25 protein-coding genes and 1 pseudogene are annotated in these 19,433 nt (G+C 47.5%); 11 read left to right on the top strand and 15 right to left on the bottom strand.

The window, feature by feature from the left end:
• Positions 1-25: 25 nt before the first annotated feature.
• The 5 genes from ACQ4M5_RS01050 to ACQ4M5_RS01030 all read right to left on the bottom strand — a co-directional run bounded on the left by ACQ4M5_RS01050 (position 26) and on the right by ACQ4M5_RS01030 (position 3,289).
• Positions 26-613, bottom strand: a complete 588-nt coding sequence (locus ACQ4M5_RS01050) for an isochorismatase family protein (protein ID WP_430673748.1) — start codon at positions 611-613, stop codon at positions 26-28.
• Positions 614-623: 10 nt separating this feature from the next.
• Positions 624-1,211, bottom strand: a complete 588-nt coding sequence (locus ACQ4M5_RS01045) for a cytochrome b (protein ID WP_430673747.1) — start codon at positions 1,209-1,211, stop codon at positions 624-626.
• A gap of 12 nt (positions 1,212-1,223) precedes the next feature.
• Positions 1,224-1,958, bottom strand: a complete 735-nt coding sequence (locus ACQ4M5_RS01040) for an SDR family oxidoreductase (RefSeq protein WP_430673746.1) — start codon at positions 1,956-1,958, stop codon at positions 1,224-1,226.
• 28 nt (positions 1,959-1,986) lie between these two features.
• On the bottom strand, positions 1,987-2,241 hold the full coding sequence (locus ACQ4M5_RS01035) for a CDGSH iron-sulfur domain-containing protein (RefSeq protein ID WP_430673745.1): 255 nt from the start codon (positions 2,239-2,241) through the stop codon (positions 1,987-1,989).
• 148 nt (positions 2,242-2,389) lie between these two features.
• Positions 2,390-3,289, bottom strand: a complete 900-nt coding sequence (locus ACQ4M5_RS01030; RefSeq protein WP_430673744.1) for a helix-turn-helix domain-containing protein — start codon at positions 3,287-3,289, stop codon at positions 2,390-2,392.
• 439 nt (positions 3,290-3,728) lie between these two features.
• Between ACQ4M5_RS01030 and ACQ4M5_RS01025 the strand changes: the two genes are divergently transcribed.
• From ACQ4M5_RS01025 to ACQ4M5_RS01000, 6 genes are all read left to right on the top strand, one after another.
• Entirely contained in the window at positions 3,729-4,631 is a 903-nt protein-coding gene (locus ACQ4M5_RS01025; RefSeq protein ID WP_430673743.1) for a helix-turn-helix domain-containing protein, read from the top strand.
• Between the two features lie 121 nt (positions 4,632-4,752).
• The gene (locus ACQ4M5_RS01020; RefSeq protein ID WP_430673742.1) at positions 4,753-5,397 is read left to right on the top strand and encodes an FMN-dependent NADH-azoreductase; all 645 of its coding nucleotides are present in this window, start codon (positions 4,753-4,755) and stop codon (positions 5,395-5,397) included.
• Positions 5,398-5,411: 14 nt separating this feature from the next.
• The gene (locus ACQ4M5_RS01015; RefSeq protein ID WP_430673741.1) at positions 5,412-6,572 is read left to right on the top strand and encodes an MFS transporter; all 1,161 of its coding nucleotides are present in this window, start codon (positions 5,412-5,414) and stop codon (positions 6,570-6,572) included.
• Between the two features lie 42 nt (positions 6,573-6,614).
• Complete coding sequence (locus ACQ4M5_RS01010) at positions 6,615-7,148, top strand: DUF2808 domain-containing protein (RefSeq protein WP_430673740.1); 534 nt, start codon at positions 6,615-6,617, stop codon at positions 7,146-7,148.
• 29 nt (positions 7,149-7,177) lie between these two features.
• Positions 7,178-8,719, top strand: coding sequence for an iron uptake porin (locus ACQ4M5_RS01005; protein ID WP_430673739.1), 1,542 nt, complete (start codon positions 7,178-7,180; stop codon positions 8,717-8,719).
• Positions 8,720-8,752: 33 nt separating this feature from the next.
• Positions 8,753-9,109, top strand: a complete 357-nt coding sequence (locus tag ACQ4M5_RS01000) for a hypothetical protein (RefSeq protein WP_430673738.1) — start codon at positions 8,753-8,755, stop codon at positions 9,107-9,109.
• A gap of 66 nt (positions 9,110-9,175) precedes the next feature.
• Here ACQ4M5_RS01000 and ACQ4M5_RS00995 read toward each other — a convergent pair whose 3' ends face one another.
• From ACQ4M5_RS00995 to ACQ4M5_RS00970, 6 genes and pseudogenes are all read right to left on the bottom strand, one after another.
• A complete protein-coding gene (locus ACQ4M5_RS00995) occupies positions 9,176-9,817 on the bottom strand; it encodes a response regulator (protein ID WP_430673737.1) in 642 nt (213 codons plus the stop codon).
• Positions 9,818-9,903: 86 nt separating this feature from the next.
• On the bottom strand, positions 9,904-10,602 hold the full coding sequence (locus ACQ4M5_RS00990) for a Uma2 family endonuclease (protein ID WP_430673736.1): 699 nt from the start codon (positions 10,600-10,602) through the stop codon (positions 9,904-9,906).
• Between the two features lie 5 nt (positions 10,603-10,607).
• On the bottom strand, positions 10,608-10,955 hold the full coding sequence (locus ACQ4M5_RS00985; protein WP_430673735.1) for a HepT-like ribonuclease domain-containing protein: 348 nt from the start codon (positions 10,953-10,955) through the stop codon (positions 10,608-10,610).
• Positions 10,942-11,259 carry a nucleotidyltransferase family protein gene (locus ACQ4M5_RS00980; protein ID WP_430673734.1) on the bottom strand — a complete coding sequence of 106 codons (318 nt, stop codon included), beginning with the start codon at positions 11,257-11,259 and terminating at the stop codon, positions 10,942-10,944. Before ACQ4M5_RS00980 ends, ACQ4M5_RS00985 begins: the two co-directional genes overlap by 14 nt.
• Positions 11,260-11,290: 31 nt before the next feature.
• On the bottom strand, positions 11,291-14,050 hold the full coding sequence (locus ACQ4M5_RS00975; protein ID WP_430673733.1) for a GAF domain-containing protein: 2,760 nt from the start codon (positions 14,048-14,050) through the stop codon (positions 11,291-11,293).
• Between the two features lie 75 nt (positions 14,051-14,125).
• A pseudogene (locus ACQ4M5_RS00970) lies at positions 14,126-14,476 on the bottom strand (TolC family protein); the annotation flags it as partial.
• A 152-nt stretch (positions 14,477-14,628) separates the two neighbouring features.
• Between ACQ4M5_RS00970 and ACQ4M5_RS00965 the strand changes: the two are divergent.
• Positions 14,629-14,796 (top strand): response regulator transcription factor, encoded by a 168-nt coding sequence (locus ACQ4M5_RS00965; protein ID WP_430673732.1) that lies wholly within the window; start codon positions 14,629-14,631, stop codon positions 14,794-14,796.
• On the opposite strand, the gene ACQ4M5_RS00960 is transcribed toward ACQ4M5_RS00965, so the two are convergent.
• Both ACQ4M5_RS00960 and ACQ4M5_RS00955 read right to left on the bottom strand, forming a co-directional pair.
• Complete coding sequence (locus ACQ4M5_RS00960; protein WP_430673731.1) at positions 14,793-15,743, bottom strand: proline dehydrogenase family protein; 951 nt, start codon at positions 15,741-15,743, stop codon at positions 14,793-14,795. The two genes, ACQ4M5_RS00965 and ACQ4M5_RS00960, sit on opposite strands and share 4 nt — an antisense overlap.
• A 245-nt stretch (positions 15,744-15,988) precedes the next feature.
• Complete coding sequence (locus ACQ4M5_RS00955) at positions 15,989-16,570, bottom strand: GNAT family N-acetyltransferase (RefSeq protein WP_430673730.1); 582 nt, start codon at positions 16,568-16,570, stop codon at positions 15,989-15,991.
• A 247-nt stretch (positions 16,571-16,817) separates the two neighbouring features.
• Here ACQ4M5_RS00955 and ACQ4M5_RS00950 point away from each other — a divergent pair, with 247 nt between their 5' ends.
• Positions 16,818-17,126, top strand: coding sequence for a zinc-binding dehydrogenase (locus ACQ4M5_RS00950; protein ID WP_430674082.1), 309 nt, complete (start codon positions 16,818-16,820; stop codon positions 17,124-17,126).
• Here the strand turns inward: ACQ4M5_RS00950 and ACQ4M5_RS00945 are convergent.
• Entirely contained in the window at positions 17,113-17,457 is a 345-nt protein-coding gene (locus tag ACQ4M5_RS00945; protein ID WP_430673729.1) for a hypothetical protein, read from the bottom strand. The two genes, ACQ4M5_RS00950 and ACQ4M5_RS00945, sit on opposite strands and share 14 nt — an antisense overlap.
• On the opposite strand from ACQ4M5_RS00945, the gene ACQ4M5_RS00940 reads away from it, so the two are divergent.
• From ACQ4M5_RS00940 to ACQ4M5_RS00930, 3 genes are read left to right on the top strand one after another with little or no spacing between them, the layout of a single operon-like run.
• Positions 17,449-17,895: a transposase family protein gene (locus tag ACQ4M5_RS00940; protein WP_430673728.1), complete on the top strand. Its 447-nt coding sequence runs from the start codon at positions 17,449-17,451 to the stop codon at positions 17,893-17,895. The genes ACQ4M5_RS00945 and ACQ4M5_RS00940 overlap by 9 nt on opposite strands.
• Positions 17,855-18,652: an ISL3 family transposase gene (locus ACQ4M5_RS00935; protein WP_430673727.1), complete on the top strand. Its 798-nt coding sequence runs from the start codon at positions 17,855-17,857 to the stop codon at positions 18,650-18,652. The genes ACQ4M5_RS00940 and ACQ4M5_RS00935 overlap by 41 nt, the downstream gene beginning before the upstream one ends.
• A gap of 37 nt (positions 18,653-18,689) precedes the next feature.
• Complete coding sequence (locus ACQ4M5_RS00930; RefSeq protein WP_430673726.1) at positions 18,690-18,836, top strand: hypothetical protein; 147 nt, start codon at positions 18,690-18,692, stop codon at positions 18,834-18,836.
• Here the strand turns inward: ACQ4M5_RS00930 and ACQ4M5_RS00925 are convergent.
• Positions 18,820-19,338 carry an SH3 domain-containing protein gene (locus ACQ4M5_RS00925; protein ID WP_430673725.1) on the bottom strand — a complete coding sequence of 173 codons (519 nt, stop codon included), beginning with the start codon at positions 19,336-19,338 and terminating at the stop codon, positions 18,820-18,822. The two genes, ACQ4M5_RS00930 and ACQ4M5_RS00925, sit on opposite strands and share 17 nt — an antisense overlap.
• Between the last annotated feature and the right edge of the window lie 95 nt (positions 19,339-19,433).

Below are 19,433 nucleotides of genomic sequence, written 5' to 3'. Positions count from 1 at the left end.
CCACATCTCAGTTTGATTTGATCCATTACAGGCGATTTCCCCAGTAGCTGAGTTCTTGATAGAGTTGTCCGATTGCTGGACCTTCTGGCGTTTCCCAATCTTTCATGATTTCCGAGGCGATCGATGCCCAAGACACCATGACGGCTCCTGCTTGAGTCATTCGCAACAAAGCAGCCGTTTCATTCAACGAAGTATCAGAACCCGATACGTCAACAACTACATAGCATTCATAGCCTGCTTCTAAAAGATCCAGGGTGAGTTGGAGGGTGCAAATGTCCAGAGAGATACCTCCTAGCAACACCTTGTTGCGTCCCAGACTTGTTAGCTTGTCATGGAAGTTTGGTTCATCCCATGCGCTGGGAGTGTGACGCTCGATCCGAACAGCATGATCCGCATGAGCAATTACTTCTGGAAAAAATTTGCCGCGAAATCCACCTTCTTCTCCGAGCATAATGGTTGGCAAGTTAAAGATTTTTGATAGGCGCGCAAATGCTTCTGCATTTTTCCGAAGCAAGTCATGGTTAATCGTTTTCAACCCTGGAAGGAAGCCATCTAAGAAATCAACCAGAATGACAACGCAATTGTCACGAGTTAGTTTTTCACAATAATTCATGGCAGATTCCTCAAGTTTCTTTTGTCGTTTTCTTTGCTTTCATGAACCCTGTGAATCTTCGCCAGTTAGCTTTCGCCACTTTCCACTGAAACACCAGATGCACTGCAATAAAAGCTAGAAAGGTATACGCCAGCCAGAAATGCAGCGATCGACCCACTTCAACCATTGCATCGTTTTGAGGAAATAGATCGGGCAAGGGCAATCCGAAAAATTTGACATTGTTCGATCGAAAGGAATTGGAGAAGAAAAATCCAGCGATCGGGACTGCCCACATAAACACATACATCAAAGTATGCAGTGCAAAATTCTTCCACCATTGCGGCGAGAATTTAGGCAGTCGCTTTGTGTATTTCTTCCACATCACTTGAATCAGCGTGAGAATGCGCCAAGTCAGTAGCGCCATTGTTAATACGCCGATCGACTTATGAAAGTCGTAAAGCAGTCCTCGAAATGTAGTTCTTGGTAGCTGTGCCATGAACGTGCCACCGACAAATAAAACGAGATAGCAACCTGCCATCCACCAATGAACCGACATCAATCGCTGAAAAGCAGAATTGAGCTTTGGCTTCTTGGCGATCGCGTTTTGGAGTGAACTCATAGTGAATGCCTCTTACAGGATGCCGCCATTAACTTGAATCGTCTGCCCGTTGACCCATCGCGCCTCATCAGAGGCAAGAAAGGCAACCACATCAGCAATATCAGTAGGTTGTCCTAACCGACCGAGCGGAGTCGATCGCACTAAATGGTCTAGAGCATCCGCAGGCATGATCAATCCGTCTGTATTCGTCACTCCAGGCGATACGAGATTGACCGTGATGCCTCGATGTCCTAGTTCTTTGGAGAGCGCAAAACTGAATTGCTCGATCGCGGCTTTGCTCGCAGCATAAACGCCACCCATCGGAATACTTTGCCGAGTTGCACCACTCGATAAACTGATGATGCGCCCACCGTTGCTCAAGTGTTGTGCAGCCGCTTGCAAGGCAAAGAATGTGCCTTTGGCATTGGTGTTGAATACTTTGTCAAAGTCAGATTCGGTCATCTCTGTGGTGAGCTTGTACACAGACACACCGACATTATTGACGACGATATCAAGTTGTCCAAAGGTGTGAACCACTTTCTCGAACAGCGATCGCGTTTCTGCAATGTTGCTAATGTCCGATTGAATCGCAATTGCCTCTACCCCAAATTCTTTCAGGGTTGCAACGACTGCTTCTGCTTTGTCTCGATTGCCTGCATAGGTTAGAGCAACCGTTGCTCCTTCGCGCCCTAAACGTTGCGCGATTGCTTGACCAATTCCCCGCGATCCGCCTGTCACGATCGCCGCTTTTCCGTTCAAAGATGACATAAAATTTCTCCTGAATCTGAGGTGTCCACTACGCCAGCGATCGATGAGAGCCATCACATAAAGGAGCCGTGTTTGTGTGTTTGCAGAGACACAGCGCAACTTTTTTAGGCTCCGTTACTTCAAACTTGGTCGGCACAAAACCAGTTCCTTTGTGAGCGCCATTACAAAACGGTTGATTGCTGGAATGTCCGCAGCTACACCAATAGTAAGTTCCAGCTTCAAGCTCTAAAACTGTGGGTTTTTTATCGACAATAATAGGTTGCAAATCTAAATCAGAACTCATCGTGCCCTCCTAAATAGAGTGATTGGTCGTGACGGTGAAGCTTGAGCAAGTCACGGGTTGCTTAAATAAAGATTAAGATGATCAAGCAAGCTAAGTCTTTCCTTTTCTTGCCCAAATCTTGCTGAATCTTGCAGTCAACCATAGAAATTTACTGCTGCTCCCGATAAGCACTCGGAGAAGTATGCAGATATTGACGAAAGACAGTAGAAAATCGACTCTGATGACAAAAGCCTGTACGGTGCGCGATTTCTGCGATCGACAAGTTAGTAGATTTCAACAATTGCTGAGCTTGTTCTAACCGTTGACGAACAATATAAGCATGGGGTGTCAATCCCATTGATTGTTTGAACAGACGCACGAAGTAGTAGGAACTGATTTGCACAAGCTTTGCCAAGATATCAATCGAGAGGTCTTCATCGAGATGAGCATGAATATACTCGATCGCGACTTGTAGCTTCGCTTGACTAAATCCATTTGCTTCTGGTTGTAGCTCTTTAGAAACCGTGGAATAGTGACGCAACAAATGAGCCGCTAACATCGTTGCTGCCGCATCTGCATAAAGGGCATCAATGGCAGTGCCACTGTTCAAAGCAGTCTTGAGCGTGAATCCAAGCTGACGAATCAGCGGATCGTGGGGATGAAAATCGGGCAGGATTTCAACGCGATCGGGATTAATGTAGTCTTGGGCAAAGCAACTGACGAATTCAGGTTCAAGATAGAGGTGCAGAATGTGAGCTGGATTAATGACCCGAATTGTTCTGTACAGACCTGCGGGATTGATCCAGAATACTTCACCGTCTGTAAAGCGATCTCCCTGCACCTGATTGTCGATTAATCGCTCTAATCGGGTAGGCGCACCTAAGTTAAGACTAATGACGTGCTTGGATAGAGTATGCTCAGGGCATTCTAGTGCCGGAAGCTCATAGTAGGAAACGTTGAGATGCTTCCAGTTCAACTCAACACTGCTTGATCGAGGAGCATACGGCAGAATCCGACTCAACTCCTTTTCCCGAATGGGGTTAATGATCGGTGCCAATCGTTTGAGCATAGGGACTCTTCCAAAATTTTGATTGGAATCTACTGCTGAGTCAGAAGTTTAGCGATCTCGGTTTGTAAGGCATCGTTTTGCTTTAATAAGAAAAGTTAGGATGCAGATTCAAATCAGGAAAGTGACGCAACCTAACGAGCGGCATCGAGTGAAAGATGGGTTCGGCTTTGGTCATTGGGTAATCCTCACAACTGCGATTCACGGCAACTGACTTTTACTGTACGCCGCTTTCCAATTTTTGTGATTCCCTAAATTCGCAGACTTTGACCTAGCAAATCTGATAGGTGAACTTCAAAACCGAATAAATCCGCGTCGTATCGCAATCACAACGGCTTCGGTGCGATCGCTTGCCTGCAATTTATCGATCAAGCGGCAATTTTTCAATTAAAGTGAGAGTGCAGACGAATGATGTCTACCGCATGAAGGAGTAGCGCAAACGATGGGCGCTGTAGATCCACTGGTGATTGATTTTGCGAGAGAAGGGGATGTGTTCAGGCTTTATCCTGAAATGCCCCTGCTGTCGAGCGATCGTGCAGGCTGGAATGGTGTTCAACTTCGATACCATCGGCATCCCCCCTACCAACTGGCGAAAAATTATTCACAGCAACATCGCATTATTATTCACGATCGCAGTCCTTCACCGCCGATGGTTGAGGAGATGATTGAGCATCGCTTTCAAACTAAACAATTTAATCACGGTGATGTGACGATTGTGCCAGCGAATACCCTCAATGCTGCTTACTGGAATACAGAGTACGAATTCATTACCCTAAGTTTTGAGCCAAGTACATTTGCACGTTATACGTTTGATGCGCCTGATACTGCCAATATCGAATTTATTCCCAACTTCAGCAATCCTGATCCATTAATTCACAGCATTGGATTTGCACTCAAGTCAGAACTTGAATCGAGTGGCGTGAACAGTCGGCTTTATGTAGACTCGTTGACGGCTGCCCTGATGAATCATTTACTGCGACGTTATTCAGTCCAGAAATCGATCAACCAAACTCCTCATCATGGTTTATCAAAACGGCAATTGCAGCAGATTATTGATTTTATCGATCAGCGTCTTGACCAGGATTTAGCACTGGAAGATCTTGCAGCCATAGTGCAGATGAGTCCGAGTTACTTCTCCAACTTATTTAAGCGATCAACTGGGCTTGCGCCACATCAATACGTAATCCAATGCAGAATTGAGCGATCAAAACGATTGTTGCAGCAGGGTCAAATGTCAATTGCAGAAGTCGCTCATGCGCTGGGCTTTGCTCATCAAAGTCATCTTAGCCGTCACTTCAAACGGCTCGTGGGTGTCACCCCGAAAGTATTTTTGCGAAGTCAGTGAGAATGTGTCCGAAATCTCAAGAACGTGCAAGACTGCACAGAGCGAAATTTATAGAGTGAACTTATCAGGCTGAAGCAGAGGCAACTTTGCTGGGCTTGGTCTCCGTTCGTTGGGCTGACTGATGACACACATTCTCCATTTAGATTCCAGTCCGAGAGGCGATCGCTCCGTCTCTCGAACCTTGACCAAACAGTTCGTTCATCTGTGGAAGCAATTTCACCCGAACGTGACTATCACCTATCGCGATCTGGGGCATCATCCGGTTTCTCCAATCGATGAAGCTTGGATTGCAGCCGCTTTTAGTTCGCCGCATGAACGAACTCCACCGCTAGAAACTGCCTTGATGGTTTCCGATGAATTAATTGATGAGCTACTCGCCGCAGACCTGCTCGTTTTCGGCATTCCGATGTACAACTATAGCGTTCCTGCTAACTTCAAAGCCTACATTGATCAAATTGTGCGGGTACAACGAACATTTACCATCGGTTCTGATGGCTATGAAGGATTAGTACATGGAAAAAAGGCGTTAGTCATCACTACACGCGGCGGAAGTTATGCGGGTGGACCGCTCGATTTTCAAGAACCGTATTTACGGGCAGTCTTTGAATTCATCGGGATTGTAGACATTACTTTTATTCATGCCGAAAATCTGTCAATGGGGGCAGAAGAGCGGCAATTCTCGATCGCAGGAGCGCATCAAGCAATTCAACACACGATCGGAGCTTGGCAATCGAGCTACAGCCTGAGCAATTCATCTTACTGGTAGAGACTAAAACGCTTATGAATCGCAACATCGTTTGGCTGATGGCAATCACCAGCGGGGCTGCTGCTGCAAATTTGTATTACAATCAACCGCTTCTTGCAGCAATGGGTCAAAGCCTCGATGCTTCTGTTCAAGCAGTCGGGTTAATTCCGACGTTAGGACAGGTTGGATACGCCTTGGGTAATTTTTTCATTGTTCCGCTCGGTGATTTGCTAGAGCGAAGACGCTTGATCGTTAATATGCTGATTGGAACAGCTCTCGCGTTGGCGGCAGCCGCTGTTTCTCCTACGATTAGTTGGTTAGTCGCTGCGAGTCTCATTATCGGAATCACCACGATCGTTCCTCAAATCACGGTTCCTTTTGCTGCGCTACTAGCTCCGATCGCAGTGCGCGGTAAAGTTGTCGGAACAGTCATGAGCGGTCTGCTGATTGGGATTCTGCTAGCACGAACGATTAGCGGCTTTGTTGGTGCAGAACTCGGTTGGCGATCGATGTACTGGATTGCGAGTGGCGTGATGTTGTTGTTGGCGATCGTGCTATTCTGGGTGCTGCCGAGAAGTCAACCTGCGGTAGTGCTGACGTATCGACAGCTAATGCAATCAATGATGAAGCTGGTTCGAGAGCCTGTCTTACAAGAAGCTTCAATTACAGGAGCAATGGCTTTTGGAGCCTTTAGCGTCTTTTGGAGTACCTTAATTTTTTTCTTGGAACAGCCGCCTTATCGGTATGGCAGTGGAGTTGCAGGATTGTTCGGATTGATTGGAGTCATCGGAGCCGTAGCCGCACCATTCGCTGGCAAACTAGCTGATCGTAGAAGTCCGAGAGTTGCGATCGTACTTGGCTTGATCACAACCGTTGTGTCTTTCCTGGTGTTCTGGTTATTCGGATACCAACTGTGGGGATTGGTTATGGGCGTGATTCTATTAGATTTGGGGGTTCAAGTCGCAACTGTATCGAATCAGGCATTGATCTATAGGTTGCCCGATGAACTGCATAGCCGATTAAATGCGCTATTCATCACGTTCTACTTTGTCGGTGGCGCAGCGGGTTCATTCCTTGGGGCTTATAGCTGGAATCTTTGGCGCTGGAACGGTGTTTGTGCAGCAGGCTTGTTGCTCTCTCTAATTGCTTTTGCACCCCTTCTAATCAAGCGTCAACCTCAACTATCTGCAAAGTAGGACAGTCATCTGAAAAAGGAGCTTTTTACAATGTTCAAATTCATGACCTCGTTAATAGCAGGAACAACTGTCACTATCTCAGTTCTATCTCTGCCCGTGCTTGCAGGACAGTCGAGCAACGGTCGTACTTTCTTCGATCGCTCACCTCGCTTAGTCAGAAGCTTTACCAGTCGCCCAATCTCCCGGTTTCCCTCAACCTATGAATTTACAATCACGGTTCCTGAAAATGCGGGTGCGCCGCTGCAAGCGGTGACAATCAGCCAAAATAGCACTGAAGGCGTTGAATTCGATCCGAGCAAGAGCGTTGCGTTTTTGGGCGATCGCTATGGTGTAGGTGCACAGTTGCCGCTGTCGGGTATCGGCGGAACTGAGTCGAGCAGTCCAAGGAAAAGCACGATCGTTTTTAATCAGCCTGTACAACCGGGATCAACCGTGACTATCGCGCTTGAAGCAAAACGCAATCCGAATTCAGGTGGAATTTATCTATTTGGTGTGACGGCTCATCCGGTTGGAGATAAAGCGGATGGGTTGTTTCTAGGTTATGGACGACTGACTTTCTATGACCAAGGCGGCTGAACCGTTAGCAAATTTCCACCTGAGTAACAATGCTAAATTATCGTTCAATAGCAGCAATCGCATTTTTCCTTTGTCTCTTTTCTCCGAGTGCGATCGCTCAATCCACACCAGCCAGTATAGATTCTCTTTCAAGTCCGGTTACGTCTGTGACTCAACTCAGCGATGTTCAATCAACCGATTGGGCATTACAGGCACTACGATCGATCAGCGATCAGTACGGGTGCATTGCAGGCAATCCGAACGGCACTTTTCGCGGTCATCAACCTCTCAGCCGCTTTGAATTTGCAGCAGCATTAAATCTCTGTCTGACTCGCCTGAATGAACGAATCATGAGCGCTCACATCAAGCAAACGGATCTAGAAATACTGCGGCGATTGCAAATTGAATTCAGTAGCGAGTTAACAACTTTGCGTGGTCGAGTCCATGAGATCGAAGCCCGAACTACAACTCTCGAAAAACAACAATTTTCAACCACGACCAAGCTTCAAGGTATTGTCGTGATGGCGGCTAATGCTGGAGGATTTACAGGAAATCGCATCGTTGACATTCGGGGGAATCCGATCACGGGCGCTCAACCGAATGCAACGCTATTGTATCGAGCCAGCCTTGTCTTAGATACAAGCTTTACCGGGAAGGATTTGCTGCGAATCTTGGTTGAGGCGGGCAGCGAGGGTATCGGTGACAATGCGGCTGGATTTCTCGAACCGACCTTGGGCAGCGTTTTGGATTATTCAGCCAAACCGCCCACAGGTAGTACCTTGGGATTGAGCCGAGTGATGTACACATTCAATCCTGCTTCAGATCTCGAAGTTTCTGTTGGACCTGTGATCACACTGACTGATTTTGTCGATCGCAATCGTTACGCCAATACAAGCTTTCAGGATTTCAGTACATTAGCATTTGTCAATAACTATGTGTTGTTTCCAGTCAGTGGTCTGGGGGCGGGGGGTGCAATTCGATGGAAGCTAGGAAACGGAGCATTCAACATCAATGCTGGCTATGTAGCGCTAGAAGCCCAAAATCCGAGCAATCAAGGTCTAGTTCGAGGGATAAGTCCGATTAGCCAGGCTCTCTATCCCAGCAGTCGGGGTGAAAGTGGTTTGTTTGGTGATACTCATCAAGGCATCGTGGAACTGGAGTACGCGCCTCTTGATGCTTTTTCGCTGCGGTTGCAGTATGCAGGGGGGCGAGTGTTAGACAATCGCTTTGATGCGATCGGGGCGAATCTCGAATGGAGCGTCTCACCTCGATTCGCCGTGTTTGGGCGCTATGGGTACAGTTGGTACAACAACACCGTACTTGGCGATCTCAATCCTCAATATTGGATGGCTGGGATCACGCTGAAGGATTTATTCAAACCTGGCGCATTTGCTGGAATCGCTGTTGGACAACCATTTATTGAACGCAACCTTGGAACAGGCACTCAAACAAATATTGAGGCGTTCTACAGCTTTCCAGTCAATGACAATCTTCGGCTTTCTCCAGTTGTACAAGTGATTACGAATCCGTCGAACCAGACAAGTAACGGCACGATCTTCACGGGGACGCTTCGTACCGTGCTTTTCTTTTAACCCATTTTTTAACTCACTTGTAGGAGGATGAACATGAATTGGAAACTCACACTCGTGCTCGTAACCACTGTCCTATTTCCGATGCCAATGGTTCAAGCAGCATCAACCACAGCAAACTCAACGATTAGTCCGATTCCTTCAAACGTTGCGATCTCGTCGATGTCACCTTACGAGTTGGTATTTATGGCATACCAAGGGCGTTTCCGAGAGCAAGGATTGCGTGGCTATGGTGTATTTGTCGATAGCTGTAATCAAGGCAATCTGACTGCAAATGATTTGGTGCAAACAGCAATCAAGGCGAAGCTTCTCCCAAAAAGTATCCTAGATGATGTTGCCTACATGAATGCGGTGGATGCAAATATGAAAGCGTTCAAAAATAGTTCAAGGTAATGAGCAGAACATCAACCAGGCTCCAAGAAAATGCAAAACGTTAAGTGCCGCCTGCTCAAAGGGTTATCAGAAGCGAATAAATCCGCGTCGCATTGCAATCACCACTGCTTCAGTCCGATCGCTTGCCCCCAGTTTATCAATCAAGTTTGCAACGTGAAACCGAATCGTATGTTCCGTAATGCTTAAAGCTGCGCTCATTGTCTTATTGTTGTGCCCAGTTGCCATAAGTTCTAAAACTTGACGTTCGCGATCGCTGAGTTGCGGACGTTCTGCATGAGTAATATATTTTTCACTGATGCGATTGGGAACGTAGCGCTTACCTTCACACACTGCCCGAATCACTTCCATGATTTCTTCCAGTGGCGTATCCTTGAGCAAGTAGGCTCTAGCTCCTGCGCGAAGTCCTTGGTAAATGTCTTCGTCGGTTTCGTAGATCGTCAGCATGATAATACAGGCATCAGGAAACTCGGCGCGAATTGCCGCGATCGCATCGACTCCCTTGACTTCTGGCATTCGCAAATCGAGAATCGCAACATCCGGCTGAACGGCGCGAAATTGTGCGATCGCATCGCGCCCATTGCTGACTTCGGCAACCACTTCCATATCGTCTTGGTCATCAAGGACGGCAATCAAGCCCCGCCGCACCACAGGATGATCATCGGCAATCAAGAGGCGAATCGGACGGGCAATGGGTGAAGCAGAAACCATAATGAGTTACCAAGCTCTGTTTTAGATTTTCTAAAGAAATGTAGCGTTTGGCAACTACTAAATTGGCTAGGGGCGGTGCGAGAAATTTATGCGATCGATTGAAACTGCTGCATGATCCAGCGATTCACTTCGGTATCATCGAGCGTTTGACTCTGCCGCAACGCTTCCTCGATCGTGTTCATCGTGAGTTCTGGAAGCACTTGCGAGGCTCGAATTTCCCAACTGCCCCCATCTTTCACAGCAAACGCGATCATGGTTGCATTCTGCACATCTACCACCCAGTACTCCCGGACTCCTAAACGTTCATACAGCAGGCGTTTTTGTCCTAGATCATCACTTAGCGTGGACAGGGAAATCTCGATCGCTAAGGTCGGTGCGCCATACGTTTCGACGCTGATTAATTCAGTTGTTTTCGGGGGAAACGGATCAGGAATATCGTCTGCGATGTAAAAGGCTAAATCGGGCTGAGATTCTCGCACTCCAACGCGGCGAAAACTCGTATTTGTAAACCCTTTGAGTCGAATATTTCTAACAATGCCAAATAAGCTAACGACTTGAGAGAGCAGCGTGTTGTCCTGTCCATGCCCTGATCCCGTCCCTATCGTTTCAATCCTCATCCAACCCGCATCGTAATAGCACTGGGCTTTTTCCAACTCCGGTCGATCGTTGAGTCGATCCTTCGGAGCTTCGCTGAGCGAATCGCAGACTGCAATAAATTCTTCCCAGGTCGCCTGCACCCAAGTATCTGTGATTAGATTTTGTGGAGATGACAGGATATTCACCATTTTGATTAATCTCCTTCGGACTCTTGAGGCAAAAGTGGTTTAAGCAGTTCGAGCAATTCAGGAATACTGTTCTGAACGACTCCCCAAAGGATACCAAAGTCGATGCGATCGTATTCATGTGCTACCGTATCCCTCATTCCTGCCATATTGCTCCAGGGGATTTCTGAATGTTGAGACCGAAACTCAGACGAGAGGCGTTTCGTTGCTTCACCGATGATCAAAACTTGATACAAAATGGCAGATACTCGCATTTTATCCGCCTGTAACTCAGAGCGATCGCAGCCTTGAGCATAAGACAAAATCTGCTGTCCGGCTTCATAAATATCTAACAATGAGGCATCATCCCGCGACATAAATCAGCTTCGCTGTTCCTAAAATTTCTTTGCGCCGAATCCAGTTATGGCTCTGTTCGATCGAGGCTTTGGTCAACAAATCGACTTTGCGATCGAAGAGTTGCTCTAGCTCCCGTTTGATCTCAACGAATTCAAATCCCCACTCGGCATCCGGGGCAAACGTCACCATCACATCCACATCACTATCCGGGCGAAAATCATCACGCAGCACAGAGCCAAACAAATAGAACTCGCGAATTTTCCAGCGTTGGCAAAATTGGGCGATTTCGGCTTGGGACAGTGGAATTTGGATTGTCGGTTGCACGAGGAAGATCTCCTGATCAACTTGTCTAAATTTAACTCAAATCCTGAAGCGGCTTGCTGGCTCCTTCGGATGGAAGGTAATCACTGAGCGTAGAAGGCGTTAGTTCTGAGGAAGCCGTTGGAACGACGATCGCAATCTCGGTTCCGATTCCCAATCGACTTGCGATCGTCAGCGTTGTGCCTAAATATTCTGCGCGTTGTCGCATCGTGCCAATGCCAAATCCGTGAATCGGTTGGGTCAGGTCAAACCCACCGCCGTTGTCGCGAATGCGGAGTGATAGGTGATTGGATTCGTAGCGCAAGAGGATGTCGATCGCTGAAGCACGAGCATGACGCAGGGCGTTGTTGATCGCTTCTTGAGCCAGACGTAGGAGATTTTGCCCGATGTCGGGATCGAGGCGATAAGGTGTACCGAGGATTTGGACGATCGCTTCAGTGGCACGATCGCGAGTCAGGCGTTCTGCAAGTTCGGGTAAAGCGGTTTCGAGGGCTTCATACTCGGCGCGTTGGTCGTAGAGTGTCCAAACCGAGCGGCGGGCTTCGGTGAGTCCTTGACGGGCAAGCTCGATCGCGATGTTGAATTGCTCGACGGCTCGATCGGGGTTGCGTTTGACAAAGTATTGGGTGGCTTGCAGTTGGATCAGGATGCCGCCGAAGGTTTGGGCGAGCGTGTCATGGATGTCTTGAGCAATGCGGTTGCGTTCTTGCAGCAGGGAAGCGTGTTTGGCTTCTTCGGCAAGTCGGGTGAGTGCGATCGCAAGCGTTGCTTGTTGTGCTAGAGCCTCAATCAATTCAAGTTCCTCACGGCTGAATGTGGAACGCTCGGTAGAAAATAGAACTAGTAGTCCTAATGGATCGTCGCCTAACATGAGTAGAAGATTGATGGCGGACTGAATCCCAAATTGCTGTCCCCATTGGCGCTGCATCTCTAACTCATCCCCAGCAAAAAATTGAGATAGATTGTCTAGAGTAATGATTACAGGTTGCCTAGTTTGTAGAAGCAAATTCCAAGCAGTATCGTCTTGGGGAGGATGACCCTCAGTAAGATAGCCTCTGTCTGGGAGATCGTGCTGAAGATACAGCGTTCCCTGTTCGATCAGCAGGTGCATTTGCAAGGTTTGAGCGGTGGGGTCATACAGTTCGACCCAAGCGGTGTAGAGATTGAGTTGCTGAATGATTTCTAAGACAACGTGACCTAAAAAGCCGTTGAGGTCGGGATCGGCAGCAAGGCGATCGAGCGAATTTTTTAATGCTTGATTTGTTTTTGCTAATTCTGTGACCCGATCTTGTTCTGCTTTGAGTAAGGCTTGCTGTGCTTCTCGCAATTCGGTGATGTCAATTTGTGTCCCCCATCCGCCTGTGACGCGACCGTTTTCGATAAAGCTGATCCCGCTATTGAGGAAATATCGCTTTTGTCCACTAGCATCAATCTCCTCTGATTCAGCATTGCGAACCCGACAACCATTCTCTACAAAGGTACGAACGAAGTCGCGATTTTTTTCTGATTCACTCACATGAATTTGTGAGATTCGCATTCCAACAACGTCTTCCCCCTTCTCCAATCCATACATTGCTGCACACGCATCGTTTGCTTGAGCAAAAGTAAAGTTTTGATAGATTTGCTCAATTTGTTCTTCAACGGGTGAAGCAGGCGAAATCGGCTGATCGAGTTGCCAACGGTAAATGCCCTCATTACTGATCTCAAATAGCGATCGATACAATGCCTCAGATTTCCTGAGTTCGTCATCTTTTGCCTGACGCTCGATCGCCGCTGCAAGGCTGTCTGCCGCAATCCTCAAAATCGCAATTTCCGCTTGATCATAAAGCCGAGGTTCATGGCAATTATCAAACCCAAATTCTCCCCAGCACTGCCCCTCTACCATAATTGGGACAACGAGAAGAGAAGTACATCCTTGTGCTGCCAAAATACTGCGAGACGGCTCTTCGATATCAGCGACTAAAAAATTCGCAGTTTCTCCCCGCGCATACTGTTCATGGAAGGAAGCAAAATTGCTCCAAAGCATGAGCGATTCCATCTCCGGTGTAGAGTCCAAAGTTAAACCAATCTCTGGGCGAGACCACTCCACCGGAGTATAAATCACATCTGATCCGGGAACTTCTTGAATCAGACTACAGCGATCGCTCCCCACCGCTTCCCCTAGCAGCCGAACGACATCGGGAAGAACAGCCGTGTAGTCAGGCGATCGCAAAAGTAGATTAGCAACTTGAGCGATCGCGCTGAGCAATTGGGCACGCTCTTGAGCGGCGCGATCCTTCTCTTGCAGTAGTTCCTGTTGTACTGCAAAGAAAACATTCATATCAGCAGCAATCTCAACAATTTCCTCGACTGCACCAGTCGCATTCCGAATCGGAGCATAATGTCCGCGCCCATAATCGAGTTTGCCACCCTCACCGTCTCTTGAAGCATCATAGCTGTTTGGCGGTTCGACGATTGCTTCTCCCGCAAACGCCCGCCGCATATAAGATAGGGTGCCATTCTCAATCAATTGAATATTGTCAAAAATTGGTGCTCCGTGCTGATTTAGTGCGTCGATCGACAACCCATAAAGATTTTCAGCCGCCGCATTCATCTGGCTGATATAACCATTGGTGTTAATCAACATCATGCTAATCGGTGCATTCTCAAAGATTTGCCGATATCGCAATTCGGATTTGTCCAGCCGCTGGTTTTCTTGCTGAAGGGTTTCGAGACGTGACTGCACCTGAGCCAGTTCAGCACGAAGGCAGGCGTTTTCTTGCTGGAGTTGAGCGATCGAAGGTTGAGGAATCATAGGAAGGACGATTACGGGTGGATTGTTCGCGTCACCGTGCCAAATGCAAACCTCCTAGAGTCTACCAGGAATGAGTTAGTTTCTGTTCTGCGATGGAGTCTGAAGTAGCTTGCTTTCATCGATCGCGCTTTTCCAAGTCTCTAGCGTGATGCCCAGTGCTTGTTCTAAACGTGACAGTGTATCTAGAAGTTCAATCCGAGCGTTGACTTCATCATTCTGAGCGGCGACAACTCCATTTTGAAGCGATATCACCTCAAAAATATCTGTGCCTCGCCCCAGTCGAAATCGCTCATTTGCGTTTGCGAGTCGTTGTTCTGCGAGTTCTCTCGCTTGACGGGCGGAAGTAATGCGATCGCGTGCCGCACTGACATCGCGCAATCGACTCTCTACCTCAATTTTGATCGATTCTCTGAGCTTTGTCAGATTGTTCTGCTGCTGTAGATTCCATAGCTCCGGAGTTCAGATACACCTAGCTTGCACCGGGATTGATGAAAAAAGTTGTATCCTACTCGCCTCCGAATGAGACTCCATCACAACTAGAGAGTTTAGCAACGCTGACTCCACGGGAGTAATGAGTCTTGAGCTTGATCGCAACTGGAGCCAACAATCGTGAGATTGCTGAGATTTTATGTATCACTGAAAAGCCAGTAAAGAACCATGTCACCAATATTTTAGGTCGATTGAATTTGCGCGATCGTACTCAAGCCGCCGTGTTTGCTCATTCTGCTACCCTACTCGATTCCTAGCTCTCTGACTGATACTTTGCAGCATCGACGATCGCTTGATAAATATTCGCTGGATGCTCTGCTAACCGATTGCAGAGATACAAATGCCACTCCTGACCGTAGGGCAAGTACACACGAGTTTGATAGCCATACTGCTGCATTTTTTTCAATCGCTCTGGTGTCACTCCTTTCAGCATCTCAAATTCGATGGGGTCGGGTTCGATGCCTTGCGTTTGAATAATCTCGTGTGCATATTGCAATGGAACGGGATCATGGGTCGCGATCGAGCAGGGATGCCCACTTATCAATAGTCGCTCCATTAACTGTCGATAAGATTCATCGAGTTCTACACCACGCGATTTTGCCAACGCTGCCGGAGCCGCATAAGCGCCTTTCACTAATCGAATTTTTCCAGGACGCTGCAAGGCTTGTTCCAAATCATCAGGTGTGCGATGCAGATATGCTTGTAAAGTAATGCCAACATTCTCAAACGTTTCACAAAGCTGTTGATGAATGTCTAAAATTGTGTCTGTTCGGTCTGTTCCTTCCATACTAATCATCATTTCTAGCCCTGTGCTTTGGGCTGCTTTAGCTAAGATGCAAGCATTTTTGTATCCTAACTCCGCATCCATCACCATGCCAATATGAGAAAGATCTAAAGAGACCGACGAATTTAGATTCTGAGCCGCGATCGCATCAATCACACGGAGAAATTCTTGAGTCGCCTGCTGTGCCATCTCAGCGTCACGAGTACTTTCGCCCATGTAATCGATCGTCACGGCGAATCCCTGCTGATTGAGAGAGATTGCCGTCTCTACACACTCGGTCAGCGTTTCCCCACCAATAAAGCGCTGCGCTGCATACAGCAAAGGTTGATAAAGCAACGGGTGTTGAAGCACATAGGCTTTGATGTCCTCGTTTAATGCTATCTGCTTCAGGGTTTCTGCAACTTTAAACTCGATCGTCATACTACACCTCAACTTCTTATAACCAGTTTAGGAGTGAATCAAGGCATTGCACTCCAGATCATCTTTGTATCGGCAAACATCCGAAAACGGCAACCTTTGCCATCCCACGATTGAGCAATGATTGATAGAATCTTGACCCTCATGGAATAGTAACACTGCCCCTTCGTTCATCGATCGCCTGATTGACCTTCAATACAACAATGCCTCAACAATTTGCTAAATTTGAACGATCGATATGAAGGCTCTCAACGACCTGATTCGATAAAAATTTGCGCCACTGAATCAGACCAATCCTTTTTCAAGATTGCCCACAATGCCACGTCCTCAAATTCTCCCCACTTTCGCACTCGTTGACGCAGCACCCCTTCTTGTACAAGCCCATTTTTTTGCAAGACCTTCCCTGACCCTGGATTTCTTACCATGTGGTAGGCATACAGCCGATTCAGTCCCAGTACTTCAAACCCAAACCGGATGATCGGTTTTAATGCTTCACTCATGTAGCCCTGCCCCCACGCTTCCACTGCCAGCCAAAAACTTAATTCCGCCTGAGAATGTTCACGCTCAATGTCGCGAATTTCAATGATGCCGATTAACATTGAATCAAGTTTCTGCTCGATCGCAAACGTGATCGCGTGTCCCGCTTCAAATTTAGCAATCTGTCGAGTAATATAGCGTTCCGCCTCGCCATCAGGATAGGGATGCGGAATCGAAATCATGGTGTCCGCAATCTCACGCATATTTGCAACCGCTTGAATTGAAGCAGCATCACCACGAGATAGTGGACGTAAAATCAATCTCTCGGTTTGAAGGATAGAGTAGCTACACATGAAACAATTCAAAGTCTAAAGGAGCAATGCCTTTAGGATAGGCAAAGCGCGATCGCAGTATCAAGAGACGGCATCGCACTGTTGGAGAAATGCTGGACTGATGAGAGCTAGAAAACGATTAAGACATTACATTCAGAAGTTATCGAAATTCTACTTTGGCTAGGTTATTCCCCAACAACTCTATTGGGTTTGATATGGTTGGCAATGACAATCTTCAGATGCTTTCAAAGCTGCAAAACTCAATGGAATTGTTGTATCGATCGTTTCTCTATCTCAGCAAGACTTGACCCTACTCCACGCAAAAGGGCTAACCCTGCATTTAGTGTTCATGTTGATTCCCATGTTGTTCAACGTGAATCGGGTTCATCACGGAGAAATCCTGTCACAACTGGCTCAAATCGTAGATCAGGGCAGAATACGTCCGCTTCTAGATTCTAAAATCTTTGACCTGACTGAAATTGCTTCTGCTCATCAATATGCTGAATCCGGTGAAGCAATTGGGAAGGTTGTGCTAACGCAATCATTCAACTATCAGGACTCCTTCAATTTGCCTTAGCAATATCAGCCCGTTCTAACCATTCAGTGAAAGAGAGCAGGGCTGGCTCTTCTGAAGTTACGGTGACATCCACATCACACCCTCCTTCACCGATAAAGCGAAATAACGGTACTCCCTGCGACCAAAACTGCTCCAGCGTTTCTAAGGGAACCGATATCGCACTGCATTTACGCCCGGTAGTGTTGCTCCAAGCTGCTGCCATCTCATCCAATGTCATCGCGTCCCCAACAACGTCGATCGCTTGTCCAAGATAGGTTGGGTCTATCGACTGAGTTATGCTAATGTCATCTGAAATACAAATTACAAATCGATGCAACCCCTCTTGACCCAATTGCTTAACCTACCTGGAATGGAAGTCGAAGACTATCACGATAGAGGCGAATACCTGGTTCTGGAAGTCGAAGCAGCGCGCGCAAGTGCAATTTGCCCCCGATGTCAGCAGAGCAGTTCGCAGTTGCATCAAAATCATTGGCATCGAGTGAGAGATTTGAGCATCAGCGACCGAGTAGTCTGGTTGAATCTGAATCGACGACAGTTCAAATGCCAACCTTGCGGCAAGCCGTTTAGCGAGGAATTCGAGTTTGTGGGCAAACGTCGCCCGTACACGCATCGATTTGCGGAAATGATCGTGCAACAAGTGCGACACAGCAATATGCACAGCGTGGGAGTCAATCACGAGTTGAGCGATGAAGCGGTCTGGTCGATGGTGGAATATGTCAGTAAAAAAAATGCAAGTGGACGTGAGCAACCTGCGGCGACTCGGCATTGACGAAATTGCGTTGCGAAAAGGGCAGAAAGATTTTGTGGTGGTGCTGGTGGATTTAGACCGCCATCAGTTGATTGGACTTGCTCCGTCACGCAAGCAAGCTGACATTCAGCAGGTTCTGGAAGTTTGGGGTAGTGAAGTACTTGATCAGATCGTGGAAGTGAGTATCGATCTGTCCGGGAACTATCGTAGTTTAGTTCGCAAGCAGATGCCAAATGCTCAAATTGTGGCAGACCGCTTTCATATAATGCAATTGGTCAGTCAGGAACTCAACACGCTCCGCAATCAAGAAATTCGTGCCATTGCCGCAATTCCATCTGCAAACGAGGGCGCTGAAATTGCCAAGCTCCTGAAATCGAGCAAATACGCACTGCTCAAACCGGAGGAGAACTTAACTGATAAGCAGAAAGCGACCTTGCGGCAGGTGCAAGAAGTCTCGCCCACTCTGGCACACCTACATCAGCAAAAAGAAGACCTCAGACAGATTTTCGAGACAGCAACCGACTGGGAGAACGGTATGACGAAGCTTGCCAGTTGGTTAGTTGAGGCAGAAACGACCTTCCAAAACAGTGTTGCCACGATAGACCGCTGGTTTGAAGAAGTGTCGAACTACTTCGAGCATCGGACGACCAGTGGCATCGTCGAAGGGATCAACAACAAACTCAAGTTGATTAAGCGCTCTGGATATGGATTCAGGAACTTCGCGAATTTTGAGTTGCGTTGTCTCATTTGCTGGCATTTAGATTTTGGCTCTGCATAACTCAGTCGATAGACCCGATAGGTTTGAGGATTAGAAAATGCGATCGCAGCAACCTTGGCAATATCATCGACAGCAACCATCTGAAGTTTGCGCTTCCCCAAAAACGAGTGGAAATGCTAATTTGAATCCCGATCGAGTAAAATCTCAACTACTGCATCTTTCGGTGATTAGTCCATTCTGCTAAGTAGATCGCCTCGAACCCAGCCCGAAGCCTGATTTGGAAAAGTAACCCAATACCAGGAATAGCTTCCTTCTCGCTGGGTTCGTCCATCGTCAATCTCGACAATATCTCCACCAATTCCATAGTGCAGGATGCGAGAGGTCGTGGTCGGAGCCGAACGAACATTGATTTGACTGTCGCGATCGCCTTTTAACATTGCATAGGTGCGATCAGTTGGATTGAATCTAACCATGTCGTAGCGCAGCCAACCGTTTTCGGTTCCTTCGATCTCAGATTGGACGTAGTACCATGTCCAACCCCTATCGTCGAGTGCTGCATTGAGAACTTCAACCGTGCCGTTCCGACCTACGGAGTCGATCACTGGAGCCGTGCTGGATGCGCTCGATCGTAGATTGGCATTGGTTACAACTGTAGCGGGACGCGCCATTGCAGGCAGAACGGAGAGTAACAACGCTCCAAGACTACTGATGATGATTGGAGCCTGAAGGAATTTTGTATTGAGCATTAAAGCCACCTAATTTCAAGTTAAAGATTGCGCTACTAAAGGTTAGAGTCCCTGATCAGAGAGGTTATGCAATTGCTTGATAGGACTTGCATAAC

It is taken from the genome of Leptolyngbya sp. AN10 (assembly GCF_050565645.1).
Classification (GTDB): domain Bacteria; phylum Cyanobacteriota; class Cyanobacteriia; order Leptolyngbyales; family Leptolyngbyaceae; genus Leptolyngbya.
The sequence above is the reverse complement of the archived record's forward strand: the minus strand, read 5'-3'. Positions and strand labels throughout refer to the sequence as shown.